We start from the raw sequence: 15,010 nt of genomic DNA on the forward strand, positions 1-15,010 counted from the left end.
GAGAAACACATGTTCGTACTGGTGGCTCTGGGTTCGCGGGGCGACGTACAACCGATGGCCTCCCTTGCCAATGCCCTGACCAGCAGCGGCCATGAGGCGAGCATCGTCGCGCTTGCCGACTACGAGTCGCTGGCCGCACGCCTTGCCCCCGCGGCGCATTTCGTCCCCGTGCCGGCGACCATCGACGACGCGCTCGACCGTTCTCGATTCCAGGACCTGCTGGCACAGTTCATGCCCGGGCAATACCTGCTGCTGAAACAGTGGGTCTCCCAGCTGGCCGAGTCCTTCGCCGCGGCATTGCTCGCCACGGTGGGGCCGGCCGACACCGTGGTGACCGGTGCCCTGACCCGCGGCGCTACGATGGCCTGCGTCGCAGGGCTCGGCTGCAAACTCGCCACGATGGTCTACACGGGCCAGCTGCCCACGCTGCGCCGGGAGAGCTTCATCGCACCGCAGTACTTCACGGGCTGGGAGCCCTATGACCGCTGGGGAGCACGGCTCAGCTGGGAGTTGTCCACGTCACTGGGCAATGCGCTCACCACCGCGGTTCGACGCCGGTTGGGCCTGCCACACAAGGGCTTTCGCGCCCTCACCCGGCTGGCCGACGAGCACCCCATCATCCTGGCCGCCAGTCCGCTGTTGATCCCGACCGCACCCGACTGGCCGGCCACGACGCGCCAGACCGGTTACCTGCCTCCGCCGGCCATGCCCTTCGACCTCGCCCCAGAACTGCGGGACTTCCTGCGACGCAGACCCGTCTTCATCGGATTCGGCAGCTTCACCCAGTTCACGATGGAACGCGACACCGAGGCGATCCTCGCGGCGGCCGAGAGCACCGGCAGGCCGGTCCTGACCCTCGCCCGCCCCGGCCTGGCTGCCGGCCCCGTCACGCGCGAGGTCTTCGCGATCGACCATGCCCCCTTCGACCGGCTCTTCACCGAGGTGGCCGCCACCATCCACCATGGCGGCGCGGGCACCAGCCATGAGGCCATCCGCAGCGGACGCCCCACCGCGGTGATCCCCTTCGGCGTCGACCAACCCCTGCATGCGCAGCGACTCCATGCCCTGGGCTTGGGGCCCTCCCCGGGAAGGCTCGGCCGTCATGGCCTGGAACCAGGGGAGCTGGCGCGGCTGATCGACGCGTTGACGGGGCCGGAATCGGATCGCTACGCAGAACGGGCCCACCGCATCAGTCGGATGGCTCGGGCCGAGCGGGGCCTCGAGCAGACACTTCGCGTACTGACCCACTGACCCGTCCGCCGCCACTGACCGTTCGTCGTGGTGCGGGTTCACCAACGCAACTGGTACAGGCCGACGGGAGCATCCTGCGTGGCGTACTGCACATGGCTTCCCGGCTCCAGTGGGACTTCCTCGACCGGTGCCGTGTGCTCGGGCTGGTAGTCGCGCGTGACCGCATCCGGTGCACGGCCCTTGAAGGTGACGTCCAGACTGAACAGGTTGACCGGGCCGGGCAGCACGCAAGGGATCGAACGGATCGGGCCGGGCGTCGAGATCCGGAAGGTCATCTGGTTCACGATCAGTTGGCCGGCACGAGTGGTGCTGGAACGGCGCGACGAGACGTGCACCAGGTCATGCCGGTCATCGATCCTGACGGGATCGGAGACCTGGTGGCGGTCCTGGCCGTCCAGCACCTCGGTGGTCGCGCCGGCGGGCACCAGCATCAAGAGGCTGGGATCATGCCGGAAGGCGCCCAACGGCTGGGCCACAAGGTGGATGCTGCGTTCCATCACGCTGAGGTTGGAGCGCAGGACGGTGGAAACGTGCAGCACCGGCACCTCGAACTGCTGCTGCGTCATGGAGCGCACATCGGCCAGCCGAGCCCGTTCTGGATGACCACGGGGGATGGCCACCAGCGGATCCCATACGCGGCCCGCTTGCCTGTTGGCCTCGTGCACCATGGTCAGCGGGACCGAGGGCAACAGACGCTCGAGGGCACGAAGGACGGTCAGGTCGCTCCTGGGCGAGGGGGTCTCGCGTCCTTCCGCCCAGGCCTGCAGCGTGGAGGGAGAGATCCGGGCCCCGCGGACCATCAACTGGGCACTCAGCTGTTCCAGGCTGAGCCCCGACTCGTCGACGGCCCGGCTGAACCGCTGGGCGAATGACTGTTCGTCGGCCATGTCAGAACACCCAGCTCACGTTGTGGAATCCGCGCGCCGGATCGCGCAGCGCGCGCTGCACCTGCCGCTGTGGGCGCACCGTCTGACGCACGCCCTCACCGTCGCCCTCCCAGGGGGCCCCGTCCGGGCTGAAGTCGAAGTAGATGCTCTGGGGCAGGTCACCCTCGAAGTCCACCACCACGGCCCAGTAGGAGAGCCCGTCGCGGACCAATCTGGTGAGCCCGTCGGAATCGGGCTGCCTGCTGTAACCCCAGTCGAAGGAATAGTCGAACATGTGCAACTCGCCCTTGCGCAGCGGCCGCGGCAGGGCGATGTTGGCACAGAACAGGCCCTCGTCGTCCAGCTGAACCACGTCCCTGAGGACGCACCCATTGTGCGTCCTGATCCGGGGTGGCGGGTCGGTGAGGAACCTCATCCGCATGCTCACCGGAACCGATTCGAGCCCGTCGACCGTGGCGCGCACCATGTGCTTGCTCCGCTCGAACTGTCCCCGGTGATCGGCTCGGACACGGACGTGGTCCTGGACGAAGACGTACTCGAAGTCCTCCAGCGATGGCAGGCCCATCACCTCCAGGGCCCGCTGCACCTGTTCCTGCTCGGCGGCCTCACGCACCTGGTCCCACCGGCTGATGCTGTCCTTGGGCAGCAGCGACGACAGGTGGCCCGGCCCCAAGGCCAGGATCTCCTCCATGAGCTGCAGGGTGCGCAGCGAACTCTGCTGGGCAGGCAGGGCCTCGCCCCTGCGCCAGTAGTCAAGGGTGGCTTGATCGATGTTCGCACCGCGTCCGGCCAGCTGCGACTGGAGGGAACGCAGGCTGGTGCGGGTGTCCTTCATGGCTCGCGACAGTGCATTGGCAAAGTTGCGGCGTTCGTCGTGGCCCACGTCGATCTCCTCCCCCCCCCCGATTCATTATGCCGGACATTTGTCCAGCGACTGAGGTTCGACCATCCGAAGCCCCTGCCGGTCACTTCCCCCGCATCACCGAAGGACGCTTCTCCATGAAGGCGGTCACGGCCTCTCGGGCATCTTGGGATGCGGCACAGACCCGGATGTTCTCCGCCTCGAAACCCAGGCTCTCAGCCACACTCACCCCTACCAACCGCGCGAAGTTGTGGCGCATTCCCACGTAGGCCAAGGTGGGCCCGGATGCCAGCTGGTGGACGACCTCCTCCGCCCTGGCGCGCAACAGGTCATCGTCCACGACGACGTCCAGCAGACCCGCCTGCCGGCCCTGCTCGGCGTCCAGCAACTCATTGAGCATGCAGAAGCGCCGAGCCGCTGCCGGCCCCATCCGCGACGCGAAACCGATCGTCGAGCCGCCCGCATTCGAGATGCCCAGACCGGGGAAGGCCGGCCGCAGCCGCGTGGAAGCGCCCGCCACCACCACGTCGGCCAACGACACCATTCCCAGCGCCCCTCCGACACACCAGCCCTGTACCTGGGCCACCACCGGGACCGGCAGCGACCACAACTGTTCCAAGGCCGGGTTGAAGGCCTCGAAGAGCTCGGGCAGGGCCTCGTCCAACTGGTCGATCGCGGCATGGAAGGGGCGCAGGTCGCCACCTTGGGAGAAGTCCTTGCCCTCGGCCCACAGCCACACCACGCGCACCTCGTCGGCCTGCGCGATGACCTCCACCGCGCGGGCCAGGTCTTGGGCAAACCCGATGTCGACCCGATTGCCCGAATCCGGGGCGCACAGCACGAGCTGCGCCACCGCCTGCTCGATCTCCACCCGCACCTGCTGCGGCATCATCGCCTCCTTGCGGCCCGTGGCCCACTCGTCGTCACCCCATCCTTGCCAGAAAACGACCGGAAGCACAGCCTCCTCTGAAGATTCACCGAGTATTGGCCGGGGGCGGGCGGCGAAGACCCCCTGCTGGCCAACAATTGGGCTGCGCCGGGGCGGGAAGACCCGTCAGTGCCCGGCACCAGAAGCCCAGGAGAGACGATGAAGCGCACGACGACGCTGACTGCGGCCGTGGCCATGCTGTGTGCCGTCGGCTGCGCGGCCGGCGACGACACCAAGAACGTCGCGGCCCCAGCCAGCCAGACCCAGGCCAGCACCGGTCAGTCCGCCTCCGGCACGCCGAGCCCAACGGGGAAGGAGGGCCCAACGGGGAAGGAGGGGCCCAGCACCGCGGCGACGGCAGACCAGGGCGCCGCCCCGGGCGGGTCGCAGGGCAAGCCCGGGCTCGCCATCAACGTGCGCGATGGTGCCACCGACGTGCCCGTCAGCACGCTGCTGAGCGTCACCCCCACCGCGGGCACCATCGATGACGTGCAGATCACCACCACCGCATCGGGCAAGAATGCGGTGACCAGCCTCACGGCCAAGGCCGACGACCGGGGAGTCTGGACCGCCGACAACAGACTGGACCCCGGCGCCAGCTACACGATCACCGCCACCGGCACCGCCACCGACGGCGAACCCCTCAGCAGCAAGGCCACCTTCCGCACCGCCACGCTGGAGCGCTCGCAGGAGGTCTTCCCCACCCTGTCGCCGGTGATCAACGGGCCCTACGGCGTGGCGCAGCCCGTCGTCGTCCAGTTCGACATTCCGGTCAAGAACAAGGCCGAGTTCGAGCGGAACATGCACGTCACCTCCACCCCTGCCCAGGAGGGATCCTGGGGGTGGATGGACGACAAGACCGCGCACTGGCGCCCCAAGGAACACTGGAAGCCCGGCACCAAGGTGAAGCTCGACGCCCGCCTCAATGGCGTCGATGCGGGCGGCGGCAACTACGGCCAGCTCAACCGCACGCTGGACCTGACCATCGGCAAGAACCAACAGGGCAAGGTGGACCTGGCCAAGCACACCATCACGTGGATGCGTGACGGCAAGCAGATCGGCACCTGGCCGATGACCGCCGGCAAGCCCGGCTTCGTCACCCGCTCCGGCACCAAGGTGGTGATGGAGAAGGCGGAGAACATCACGATGAACTCCGAGACGACCGGCATCGCCCGCGACTCCTCCGAGGGCTACGAGGTGAAGGCGGCCTATGCGCTGCGCGTCACCCAGTCGGGTGAGTTCATCCACTCCGCGCCGTGGAATGAAGGCAACTTCGGCGTCCGCAATGCCTCCCACGGTTGCGTCGGCATGAGCAATGAGCAGATGTACGCCCTGTACAGCAATGCCCAGGTGGGTGATCCCGTCGTGTTCACCGGCAGCGACCGCAAGCTGGAGGTTGGCAATGGTTGGACGGCGTGGGACCTCAGCTGGGAGCAGTGGCAGGCCAAGTCGGCCCTGAAGTGACCGGTGGCGCCCGCCGCGGACGCAAGGCCAGCGGGCGGGGCGGTGCGAGACTGTGGACATGACCGCTCCCAGCGTCTTCACCCGGCCGGCACGGCCTGACAGGCCCAATGAGGATGCTGCCGCGACGGCACCGGGAATCGGGGTGGTCGTCGACGGTGCGGGTCTGCCCAAGGACCAGCGGCTGGGTTGTCATCACAGTGTCGACTGGTATGCCCAGCAACTGGCGACCACCTATCGCGACGCGCTGGCCCATCGCGAGGGCAGCATGCGGGAGGCGTTGGCCGAGAGCATCGAGAGCGTCGCCCGGAGCCACCCCGAATGTCGGCTGGAGGAGGGATCGCCCAGCGCCACCGTGGCCGCTTGGCGCATCGACGGTGACCAGCTGGAGATCTTGGTGCTGTGTGATGCGTCGATCCTGCTCGTCTGGCATGACGGGCAGGTCACCGAACTGTGCGACGACCGGCTGGGAGCGCTGGCCGATGCAGCGGAGGCCGGGTTGACCGACCACGGCCAGATCATGAGGGCACGCAGGCAGTTGATGGAAGCCACCCGCAACCAGCCGGGCGGCTGGTGGTGCTGCCACCACGACCCGGCGGCCGCCGCCCAGGCGCTGGTGCAGCGCCATTCCCGCCACGAGTTGCGCGGCGTCATCGCGGCCAGTGATGGCGTCACCCGGCACCACCAGCTCCTGGGTGGCGGGCTCGTCGAACTCGGCTGCTGGATTCTGGACGGGCGTGCTGACCTGGCACATGCCGCGGTGCGGGAGGCGGAAGGCCGTGCCGCGGAACAGCTGGCGGCCCGCGCCCAGAAGCCGCACGACGACTTCACCGTCGCCTGGCAGCCACTGCCCTGACCCGTCCCCGAGCGGGTGATTCGGGGTGGTGCCGCTTCCGACTCCGCAAACCGACCACGCACGGCGGCACACAAGCCGGTGTCCCGCGCCGGCTGCTCGGAGGTGGTGGCCTGCGTGGTCGCTTTGCGGACTCTGCCCCGCAGTCCCCTTGCGAGGTGCCTAGGGTTGGTCCATGGCCTTCACCGGAATCCCGCTCGACGCCGTTGCCTTTTACCAAGAACTGGAAGTCAACAACAACCGTGAATGGTGGCTGGCGCACAAGTCCGACTACCAGCGGCTGGTGCGTGAACCGCTGGAGGCGCTGGCCGAGATGATCGGGCCCGCCTTCGGCGAGACGAAGGTCTACCGCCCCAATCGCGACGTGCGGTTCAGCCACGACAAGACCCCCTACAAGCGGCACCAGGGGCTCTATGCACGCAGCCATGACCACGCTGGGTGGTACTTCCAGGTGGACGCCGACGGTTTCTTCCTGGCCGGGGGCAGCTACTTCTCCACCGGAGACCAGCTGGCCCGCTACCGCAGCGCCATCGCGAATGACGCCACCGGGATCCAGTTCGAAGCCCTCGTCAAGGAACTCACCGATGCCGGGTACGAACTGGTCGGGGATCGGTTGGCCACCAGGCCGCGCGGGGTCCCGGCCGATGCGCCACGGCTGGAGCTGCTGCGCTACAAGAGCATCTCTGCCCGACTCAACCTGGGACGTCCGGCCTGGATGGCCACGCCCGAGGCCGCCGAATACATCAACGACGGCTGGGACGAGCTGCGCGAGATGATCGGCTGGCTCACCGAGTACGTCGGCAACGCCGAGCGACGCTGACCTCAGCCCCGCGAGGATCGCCACAGCGGCAGGTGGATCCGCATCCCCCCGGCCGCCAGGACTGCCGCGGCGGCAGTCGCCAACAAGGGCCAAAAACCATGGTGCAGCGTCTCGGCCAACCGCCCGGCCACCGCCGCACCAAGACTCACGCCCAGCGTGATGCAGGTGGCCAGCACGGTCATCATCGTCGCCATCCGGTGGCGCGGGGCGATCGCCTCCATCCAGGTGAACGAGCTCACCAGGATGAATCCGGCCCCCAGCCCCAGCACGACGCCCCAGAGGCCGGCCATCGGCGCCGAGGGAAGCGTCATCATGCCCGCCGCGCCGGTGCCGACGAGCACGGCGCCCAGCAGCACCCGCCAGGGCAGGGCGAAACGGTAGGAGAAGCGGCCCACCAACAGGCTGGCCACGCCGCTGCCGATCCCGACGCAGCCGTAGACCAGCCCCGTGATGCCGGGAGTGCCACGGGAGTCGAAGACCGCGGTCAGGGCGGTCTGCGTCGAACCGAACAGGGTGCCGACGCCCAGGCAACCCAGCATCGGCCACAGCATGGGCAGGCTGCCCACCGATCCGGTGCGTCCGCCCAAGGTCGTCGTCGACGGGTCATCACCTGCCCACTCCTTGCGGCGGAAGGCCAGATGACCGATGAACAATCCCTGCAGGGCAAGCGTGAAGACCCAGATGGCCGATGCCGCACCGAGCGGACCGAAGACACTGACCAGGGCGCCCGCCAGGACCGGGCCCACGACGAAGCCCGTCTCGTCGACCGCCCCCTCATAACCGAGTGCGCGCTGCACCAGGTGAGGCGACTTGTGCCTCACCGCCAGTCGTGACCAGTGGCTGCGCGCCACGGGACCGATCTGGGGATTGGCCGCACCCACCAGAGCGGCGCAGGCCAGCAGCAGGGCCAACGGCGCTTCGCGCAGCAGCAACGCCACGACGGCCAGCTGGCCGACCAGTGAGACCACCGTGGCCCCCGCCACGACGGGCAGTGGGCCGAAACGATCAACCAGGCGACCCACGGCAGGACCGCCCAGGGCGCTGCCCAGCCCCACGGCGGCGACGGCGAGCCCTCCGGCTGCCAACCCATAACCGCTCTGGCTCAGCACCAGCAGGTAGCCCAACTGCACCATGGAGCTGGGCAGTCGGCCCAGGAATGAGGTGATGAGGAAGGACCAGCCGGCAGCGGCTGGCAGGCTCGGCTCGAGGCCTCGGGGGTTGCCGGGCGTCAACGGGCCGGGTGAAGGGGGTGTCATGAATTCTCCAGGATCCATCCAGTGCCGACGCGGCCCGGCCTCTCACGCGTCGACGAACTTCCCTCTGCCCCCAAGACTATGCCGCCGGTCGGAGCAGGACGAGCCCGGGTCAGCAGCCCCTCAGACGGCGGGGGTGCTGACCAGCTTCAGGCCAGCCACACAACCGACGATGCCCAGCACCAGCAGGATCTTCACCAGGCTCACCGCCTCGTTGCCACTGGCCATCGAGTAGGCCAGCGTCGCCAAGGCGCCAATGCCCACCCACACCGCATAGGCAGTGCCAACCGGGATCTCCCGCATGCCGTAGGCCAGTCCCGTCATCGAGAGCACCATTCCCACCAGGAAGACCACGATGGGCAGGGGCCGGTTCAGACCGTCGATCCGGTCCAGGGCCGTCGCCCAGACGGCCTCGAACAGGGCGGAGATGACGAGAACGATCCATGCCATGCAGTCATCGTCGCATGGCGAACCCAACCAGCAGCAGTCACTGGCGCGTGACCCGGGCATGGCGCCACTGGCCGTCGGGCAAGGTGACCTCCGGTTCGCGACGTCCGCGCGAGACCCAGGTGCGCACCGGCGTGGCACTGACCGCCAGCACCGTCAGCACCGAGAGTCCGGCGGCCAGCAAGTTGCCCAGCCCGGACGCGGCGTCCGCCGAGACCGCCATCAGCTGCAGCAGGGCATCGGCGGTGGCCACCGACATCAAGGCCACCCATGCCAGGCGCTTGCGCGCGATGATGAACCACCACAGGATGACGGCCGCCACGGCGGCCAGGGCGCTGAAACGAAGGTCGAGGGCGTTGCCGAGCACCCGTTCCGCCGCCTCGCGCAGCCCGACGAAGCCCAGAGCCACCCCCGCCACCAGGGCGCGCAGGGCCACCAGGACACCGGCGATCACCAGCGGGGTGGGCGGGATGCCGTGCTGGGTGAAACCGGGGTAGCGGTAGGGACGAGCCCCGACGCGTTCCTTGCCCACCCGCATCAGCGCTCCCGTGACGTCCAGCACCGGCATGTCACCGTCGGTGCGCACCCGGTCGCCACCACCGTTTCGATGGTGATAGGCAGTGGAGAAGTCCTTGATGACGTGCACTGATGTCTCGGGATCCGCGAAGCGCACCGTGTCGATCAGGTAGTCGCGTTCGATGTCGATATTCTCGTCGATCTTGTGGGTGATCTGCCAGGTGAACATCGAGAAGCCCACCGCACGGTCATAGGTGGCTGCGGCCAGCCACTGGGCCTTGTGACCGCCCGGCAGCACCCATCCGCGGGGCACCCTCCAGAACCGGACGTGGTGGCGCTGCGACAGGTTGCCGTCCACCTCCTGCTGGTAGGCGAAGTCCTGCAGGCGCCCGAACAGGTACAGCCCGGACACCGGGGCCTTCGGATATGACCGGCGGGTGAGCCAGCAGACGATGGTGGTCCAGGCGGTACGCACCGACAGGTCGTCGGCGCGATGCCAGCCGGCTGCCCGCATGGCCGCGTGCACGTCGTGCTCGTTGCCGTCCAGGGCCAGGTTGATCGGGTCGCCCAGCAGCCCGTCGGCGGTGCGGGTACGCCCGATGTAGTAGTCGGGCAGGTAGAGCAGGGTCATCAGCTGGTGCACCCGCGGCAGCGCCAGATAGGCGGTGACGCCCCAGAACAGCAGCAGGTGCAAGAGCCGGACGCGATGCCCGGTGAAGCCTGTGGTGAGCAGGATCGCCGCCAGCCAGAAGGCCAATGCCAGGGCTGCCACCACGAAGGCGGCGGAGAGCAGTTCGAAGAGCTTGAACGACCCGCGTGCCGAGACCTTGCCCGGAGGGTGCCGGTACTCGGGCTGCCTTGCGGGCACCGGGTATCGCGGCGAGTTCATGGTTCCAGTCTGCCGCACCTGCACACAGGACCCGTCGTCGAACTCCGCAGACCGATCACGCCCGGTGCGATCTCGGATGACGCCACGCCTGCCGCCATGGCCTTGCTGGCAAGGAATGGGCGCTTTGCGGAGTATGGCCGCGCAGACACGAGGCCGGCCCCCTCTCGGAAGACCGGCCTCGCCCCTGATGGGGATCCGTGGTGGCAAATCAGCCCTCGACGGGTGGCAGCACGTCGGGATTGCGTTCCAGCCACGCCTCGACGGCCTCCTCTTCCTGCCCCTCACCGAACTCGTTCACCACGGTGTTCTCCAGGTCGCCGTACTGGTCATCGGTGAGCTTCACCTTGCCCAGGTACTCGGCGGCCTCGGGGAATTCCTCGGCGAATCCCTTGTTGCCGAGGATGTTCATGCCCTCGCCGTCGCCGAAGGACTTCTTGGGATCCTTTAGCTCCTTCACGGGGAACTTCGTCTTGGCCCAGTACGGCTTCCACAGGGTGACGACGATGTCGTCCTTCTTCTTCATCGCCGCCTGCAGCTCCGACAGCATCGCCGTGGTCGACGAGGTGACCAGCTCGTACTCCTGCAAGCCGTAGTCAGGGATCACCTTGGTCTGGGCGGTCTTGGTGAGACCGGCGCCGGGTTCGATCCCGACGATGCGCCCGTCGAACTGCCCCGACTTGCCCTTGAGGTCCTCGATCGAGTCGATGGAGCTGTACTCGGGCACCGCAAGCATGTTCATGGCGCTGTCGTTGAAGGTGCCAAGCATCTCCACGTCGTCGCGGAACTTGTCCATGTACGGCTTGTGCGTGATGTCGGTCCAGGCCGAGGGGTTGATGTTGATGTCACCAGCGGCCAGTCCCGCATACATCGGGGCGGGCTCGCTCAGCACCTGGTATTCCACGTCGTAGCCCAGGGCCTCCAGCCGGTTGCCCCACAGGTAGGCGGAGCTGCGGATGTCGGTCCAGGCGGGGATGTTGCCGATCACGATGGTGCCCTTACTGCCGCCCCCCAGCTTCTTGGGATCGACCAGGGAGAAGCTCACCACGAGGGCCAGCACCAGCGCCGCGACGGCCGCCAGCAGCGCGTGGCGTCGGCGCGGGGCCATCCCGGAGCGTCGCAACCGGGCCATCAGGGAACCCCGGTACTCCCCGGGGCGGCCCAGGGAGTCGGTGAGTCGGTCCAGGTAGATGGCCAGGAAGACCACGGCCAGTCCCGCCTCCACGCCCTGCGCGGTGTTGAGCGAGGCGATCGAGGCGGTCACGTCCTTGCCGAGGCCGTCGGCGCCCACCATGCCGGCGATCACCGCCATCGACAGCGCGAGCATGATCACCTGGTTGACGCCGGCCATGATCGTCGGGACGGCCAGCGGAAGCTGGATGCCACGCAGGATCTGGCCCGGGGTGGCGCCGAAGGAGTGCCCTGCCTCCACCGTCTCGGCGTCGACATTGCGGATGCCGAGCTCGGTCATGCGCACCCCCGGCGGCAGGGCGAAGATCAACGTCGAGAGCACGCCGGGCACCACACCGATTCCGAAGAAGGTGATGGCGGGGATCAGGTACACGAAGGCCGGCATCGTCTGCATCAGGTCGAGCGCCGGTTTGACGAAGGCGCTCACGTGGTCATTGCGGGCCGCGGCGATTCCCAGCGGCACGGCGATGAGCACCGCGAACAGGGTGGCCATCAGCACCAGGGACAGGGTCTGCATCGAGGCAGACCACAAGCCCATCGACCAGATCAGCCCGAAGGCCAACAAGGTGCCCAGGGCGAGCCGCCAGCTACGGACGAGCCAGGCCAGCAGGGCGAAGATGACGATCATCACCGGCTCGGGCACGGCCACCAGCACGTCGGTCAGACCACCAACCAGCCACGAGACGGCAGCGGTGATGGCGTCGAAGAAGCCGCTCCAGTTGGCGGTCATCCAGTCGATGCCGCGCTCCACGACGCGACCGACCGGCACCTTGGGAATGTCGATCTCCTGGATCATGCTCGGGCACCTCCCTCTCGTGCAACCGCGGTGGCGCCATGGCCCGGTTCGTCGGCCTGCGTGGTCACCGTCTGGACCTCGGTGGTGGTTTCGTTCTGCGACTCACCGACGGCGGTGAGCAGCGTCACGCGTGGGATCACGCCGGTGAAGCGGCCCTGGTCGTCGACGACGATCAGAGGCGACAGGTGCTTGGCCGAGTGTTCGAAGAGCTCGGCGATCGGGGTGTCGTGCGGGACGACGGGCATCTCGTGCTCACGAGACCAGGGCAGCTGGGTCTCCCCCTGCCGCACGGCGCGGGCCACGTCGTCCTCCCACAGGACCCCTGCCGGGGTTCGGTCACGGCGCAGGACCAGCAGCCACTGGTTCTGCATCTCGCGCAGCAGCTTGTGCGCCGCCTTGGGCCCCTGCTCGGCGCCCAACACCGCCGGTGGATGTTCGGCGATGTGGGCGGCGGTCAGCACCTTGGTGCGGTCCACGTCCTGGATGAAGGTGGAGACGTAGTCATTGGCAGGGTTGTTGAGGATCTGCTCGGCCGTGCCGATCTGTTCGATCCGCCCGTCGCGCATCATGGCGATCCGGTCACCCAGGCGCATCGCCTCGTTGAGGTCGTGGGTGATGAAAAGAATGGTCTTGTCGAGCTTCTGCTGCAGTTCCACCAGCTGGTCCTGCATGTCACGACGAATGAGGGGATCCAGGGCGCTGAAGGCCTCGTCCATCAGCAGGATGTCGGTGCCGGCAGCCAGTGCACGGGCCAGCCCGACCCGCTGCTGCATGCCGCCGGAGAGCTCACCAGGGTAGGAGCCTCCCCAGCCGCCAAGCCCCACGAGCCCCAGGGCCCGCTCGGCCTTCTCCTCACGCTCGGAGCGATTCACGCCCTGTACCTTCAAACCGTAGGCAGCATTTTCACCCACTGTGCGATGCGGCAACAGTGCGAAGTGCTGGAAGACCATCGAGACCTTTTCACGACGCACCCTGCGCAGGCCAGAATCGGAGAGCTTGGCAAGATTCTCCCCATGGATTTCCAGATCGCCCGCGGTGGTCTCCCACAGGCCATTCACCATGCGGATCAAGGTGGATTTCCCGGATCCGGAAAGGCCCATGACGACGAAGATCTCGCCGGGGTCCACGGTGAAGCTGGCGTCGATGACGGCAGCAGTCAATCCCTCTTTGCGCAGGTCACCGCGGGTGGCGCCCGATCTGAGCGCCTCCACTCCTCGCTGGGGTCGCTTGCCGAACACCTTGTACAGACCGTCCGCCACGATTGCGGGCACGATTCTCCTCAGATCAGTTCGGAGCCCACCCGTCAGCGTTTTGGCACAGCAACACCCAAGGCACCACCAGACGGACCCACACAGAAACGCTGGCAAGATAACAAGATATGCATCGAGCCTCAAATATCATTTCTCCGGGCTCGCGAATACCAAATTGATGGTCCTGAATCCAGCTGATCTGGCAAAACCTGAAGATCGATTTGATATCAAGAACGCAACATTATTCGCATATTCCTTGACATGGCCCGATCTGACCACCTGGACGGTTGCCTTACGATGCACGGGTGAGCACCTGCGCCCCCACCGTCGCCGCCGTCATCTGGGACTGGAATGGCACCCTGCTGGACGATCTGGGTCTGTGCCTGGCGAGCATCAATGTTGCGCTGCGCGAGGCCGGGTTGCCCGAGGTCAGCGGCCCGCAGGCCTACCGAGAGGCCTTCGGTTGGCCGATCCGCGAGTACTACAGGCGGCTCGGCTTCGTCGGAGATGATGAATTTCGACGCGGGGCAAGCAGGTATGTGGAGCTCTTCGACGCGGGGGTGGCGCACGTCGGGCTGCACGATGGCGCACGCGAGGCGCTGACCGCGATCGAGGGGCTGGGTCTACGCCAGGTGCTGATCTCGGCCACGCGTCAGGAGCGACTCGGCCCGCAGGTCGACGGACACGGGCTCACATCATGCTTCGAGGCGGTGCTGGACACCGACGAGGCGCTCGATCCGTCCAAGCAGGGCATCGTCGCACGTTGGTTGGAGGCCTCGGAGCTTCCCGCAAGCCAGGTCCTGATGGTCGGCGACACCAATCACGATGAGGAGATCGCCGCCGAGCTGGGCTGCCCCTTCGTCCGCTTCACCAGCGGGAACCAGGCGCCGTCCGCGGCCAGCACGGCACCGCGGATCGGCCACCTGTCACAACTGGCGGAGCTGGTGGGTCAGTGGGCCAGCACCTCGTCGACCGGCGTCTGACCGTCGTTGAAGCTGATGATGCGACGCTGCGCGCCCTGCGGGTTCGCGACGGCCGCGGCGATCATGCGCGCCACGTTCCCGCGAGAAACCTGCCCGGCCTGATCGGCCTCGGCGTCCACCAGGCCGGTGGGCTCGTCGTGGGTGAGCGCGCTGGGACGAAGGATCGTCCAGCTCAGCGGCAGGGTCTCCAGGTAGACGTCGGCCGCGGCCTTCGCCTCGGCGTAGGCATAGAAGGAATTCTCGGGGTCGACGCCATGATCGGGGCCCGCACCGAAGTAGCTGACCATCACGAAACGCTCCACGCCGGCATCACGCGCGGCGTCCATGGTGCGGATCGCCGCATCACGGTCGACGGCATAGGTGCGCCGCGGATTGCCACCCCCGGCACCGGCCGACCAGACAACCACGTCGGTGCCCTGCAACAGTTCGGTGAGCTGCTCGACCCCAAGCTGCTCCACGTCGGCAACGACGGGCTCCGCGCCCGTCTGCGCAATGTCCTCGGCCTGCTCCTGGGCGCGGATCACACCCGCCACCTGGTTGCCGGCCTCCACCAAGAGAGGCAGCGCCTGCAGCGCCACCTTGCCGTGCGCTCCAATGATCGTGACCTTGGCCATGTTCGTCTCCCG

Annotated in this window: 14 protein-coding genes and 1 pseudogene; 5 read left to right on the forward strand and 10 right to left on the reverse strand. The window is 67.6% G+C overall.

Going from position 1 to position 15,010, the window contains the following annotated elements; all coding sequences use genetic code 11:
* Positions 1-9: 9 nt before the first annotated feature.
* On the forward strand, positions 10-1,251 hold the full coding sequence (locus ACOAMO_RS03270) for a glycosyltransferase (protein ID WP_420176162.1): 1,242 nt from the start codon (positions 10-12) through the stop codon (positions 1,249-1,251).
* Between the two features lie 38 nt (positions 1,252-1,289).
* On the opposite strand, the gene ACOAMO_RS03275 is transcribed toward ACOAMO_RS03270, so the two are convergent.
* From ACOAMO_RS03275 to ACOAMO_RS03285, 3 genes are all read right to left on the reverse strand, one after another.
* Positions 1,290-2,138, reverse strand: a complete 849-nt coding sequence (locus ACOAMO_RS03275; protein ID WP_420176163.1) for a helix-turn-helix domain-containing protein — start codon at positions 2,136-2,138, stop codon at positions 1,290-1,292.
* Position 2,139: 1 nt separating this feature from the next.
* Positions 2,140-3,021 carry a hypothetical protein gene (locus ACOAMO_RS03280; protein WP_420176164.1) on the reverse strand — a complete coding sequence of 294 codons (882 nt, stop codon included), beginning with the start codon at positions 3,019-3,021 and terminating at the stop codon, positions 2,140-2,142.
* Positions 3,022-3,103: 82 nt separating this feature from the next.
* Positions 3,104-3,958 carry an enoyl-CoA hydratase/isomerase family protein gene (locus ACOAMO_RS03285; protein ID WP_420176165.1) on the reverse strand — a complete coding sequence of 285 codons (855 nt, stop codon included), beginning with the start codon at positions 3,956-3,958 and terminating at the stop codon, positions 3,104-3,106.
* A gap of 129 nt (positions 3,959-4,087) precedes the next feature.
* Here ACOAMO_RS03285 and ACOAMO_RS03290 point away from each other — a divergent pair, with 129 nt between their 5' ends.
* The 3 genes from ACOAMO_RS03290 (at position 4,088) to ACOAMO_RS03300 (ending at position 7,062) form a co-directional block, all read left to right on the forward strand.
* Complete coding sequence (locus tag ACOAMO_RS03290; protein ID WP_420176166.1) at positions 4,088-5,392, forward strand: Ig-like domain-containing protein; 1,305 nt, start codon at positions 4,088-4,090, stop codon at positions 5,390-5,392.
* 58 nt (positions 5,393-5,450) lie between these two features.
* On the forward strand, positions 5,451-6,245 hold the full coding sequence (locus tag ACOAMO_RS03295) for a protein phosphatase 2C domain-containing protein (RefSeq protein WP_420176167.1): 795 nt from the start codon (positions 5,451-5,453) through the stop codon (positions 6,243-6,245).
* Positions 6,246-6,417: 172 nt separating this feature from the next.
* Positions 6,418-7,062, forward strand: coding sequence for a DUF2461 domain-containing protein (locus tag ACOAMO_RS03300; protein WP_420176168.1), 645 nt, complete (start codon positions 6,418-6,420; stop codon positions 7,060-7,062).
* A 2-nt stretch (positions 7,063-7,064) separates the two neighbouring features.
* On the opposite strand, the gene ACOAMO_RS03305 is transcribed toward ACOAMO_RS03300, so the two are convergent.
* From ACOAMO_RS03305 to ACOAMO_RS03330, 6 genes and pseudogenes are all read right to left on the reverse strand, one after another.
* Positions 7,065-8,318 (reverse strand): MFS transporter, encoded by a 1,254-nt coding sequence (locus ACOAMO_RS03305; RefSeq protein ID WP_420176169.1) that lies wholly within the window; start codon positions 8,316-8,318, stop codon positions 7,065-7,067.
* Between the two features lie 120 nt (positions 8,319-8,438).
* Positions 8,439-8,765 carry a DMT family transporter gene (locus ACOAMO_RS03310; RefSeq protein WP_420176170.1) on the reverse strand — a complete coding sequence of 109 codons (327 nt, stop codon included), beginning with the start codon at positions 8,763-8,765 and terminating at the stop codon, positions 8,439-8,441.
* 37 nt (positions 8,766-8,802) lie between these two features.
* Positions 8,803-10,167, reverse strand: a complete 1,365-nt coding sequence (locus tag ACOAMO_RS03315) for an LssY C-terminal domain-containing protein (RefSeq protein WP_420176171.1) — start codon at positions 10,165-10,167, stop codon at positions 8,803-8,805.
* A 208-nt stretch (positions 10,168-10,375) separates the two neighbouring features.
* The gene (locus tag ACOAMO_RS03320) at positions 10,376-11,296 is read right to left on the reverse strand and encodes a glycine betaine ABC transporter substrate-binding protein (RefSeq protein ID WP_420176958.1); all 921 of its coding nucleotides are present in this window, start codon (positions 11,294-11,296) and stop codon (positions 10,376-10,378) included.
* Positions 11,297-11,326: 30 nt separating this feature from the next.
* A pseudogene (locus ACOAMO_RS03325) lies at positions 11,327-12,151 on the reverse strand (ABC transporter permease); the annotation flags it as partial.
* Positions 12,148-13,422: a quaternary amine ABC transporter ATP-binding protein gene (locus ACOAMO_RS03330; protein WP_420176172.1), complete on the reverse strand. Its 1,275-nt coding sequence runs from the start codon at positions 13,420-13,422 to the stop codon at positions 12,148-12,150. The gene ACOAMO_RS03330 and the pseudogene ACOAMO_RS03325, both read right to left, overlap by 4 nt.
* A 284-nt stretch (positions 13,423-13,706) precedes the next feature.
* Here ACOAMO_RS03330 and ACOAMO_RS03335 point away from each other — a divergent pair, with 284 nt between their 5' ends.
* The gene (locus ACOAMO_RS03335; protein ID WP_420176173.1) at positions 13,707-14,384 is read left to right on the forward strand and encodes an HAD family hydrolase; all 678 of its coding nucleotides are present in this window, start codon (positions 13,707-13,709) and stop codon (positions 14,382-14,384) included.
* Here ACOAMO_RS03335 and ACOAMO_RS03340 read toward each other — a convergent pair.
* A complete protein-coding gene (locus ACOAMO_RS03340) occupies positions 14,351-14,998 on the reverse strand; it encodes an SDR family oxidoreductase (protein WP_420176174.1) in 648 nt (215 codons plus the stop codon). The two genes, ACOAMO_RS03335 and ACOAMO_RS03340, sit on opposite strands and share 34 nt — an antisense overlap.
* Positions 14,999-15,010: the final 12 nt, after the last annotated feature.

It is taken from the genome of Luteococcus struthionis, from assembly GCF_048595755.1.
GTDB lineage: Bacteria > Actinomycetota > Actinomycetes > Propionibacteriales > Propionibacteriaceae > Luteococcus.

Bases quoted from the DNA above. Each gene is read 5' to 3' on its own strand.
- ACOAMO_RS03270 (WP_420176162.1), top strand. From the start codon at position 10: ATGTTCGTACTGGTGGCTCTGGGTTCGCGGGGCGACGTACAACCGATG.
- ACOAMO_RS03275 (WP_420176163.1), bottom strand. From the start codon at position 2,138: ATGGCCGACGAACAGTCATTCGCCCAGCGGTTCAGCCGGGCCGTCGAC.
- ACOAMO_RS03290 (WP_420176166.1), top strand. From the start codon at position 4,088: ATGAAGCGCACGACGACGCTGACTGCGGCCGTGGCCATGCTGTGTGCC.
- ACOAMO_RS03295 (WP_420176167.1), top strand. From the start codon at position 5,451: ATGACCGCTCCCAGCGTCTTCACCCGGCCGGCACGGCCTGACAGGCCC.
- ACOAMO_RS03300 (WP_420176168.1), top strand. From the start codon at position 6,418: ATGGCCTTCACCGGAATCCCGCTCGACGCCGTTGCCTTTTACCAAGAA.
- ACOAMO_RS03305 (WP_420176169.1), bottom strand. From the start codon at position 8,318: ATGACACCCCCTTCACCCGGCCCGTTGACGCCCGGCAACCCCCGAGGC.
- ACOAMO_RS03310 (WP_420176170.1), bottom strand. From the start codon at position 8,765: ATGGCATGGATCGTTCTCGTCATCTCCGCCCTGTTCGAGGCCGTCTGG.
- ACOAMO_RS03315 (WP_420176171.1), bottom strand. From the start codon at position 10,167: ATGAACTCGCCGCGATACCCGGTGCCCGCAAGGCAGCCCGAGTACCGG.
- ACOAMO_RS03320 (WP_420176958.1), bottom strand. From the start codon at position 11,296: ATGGCCCGGTTGCGACGCTCCGGGATGGCCCCGCGCCGACGCCACGCG.
- ACOAMO_RS03340 (WP_420176174.1), bottom strand. From the start codon at position 14,998: ATGGCCAAGGTCACGATCATTGGAGCGCACGGCAAGGTGGCGCTGCAG.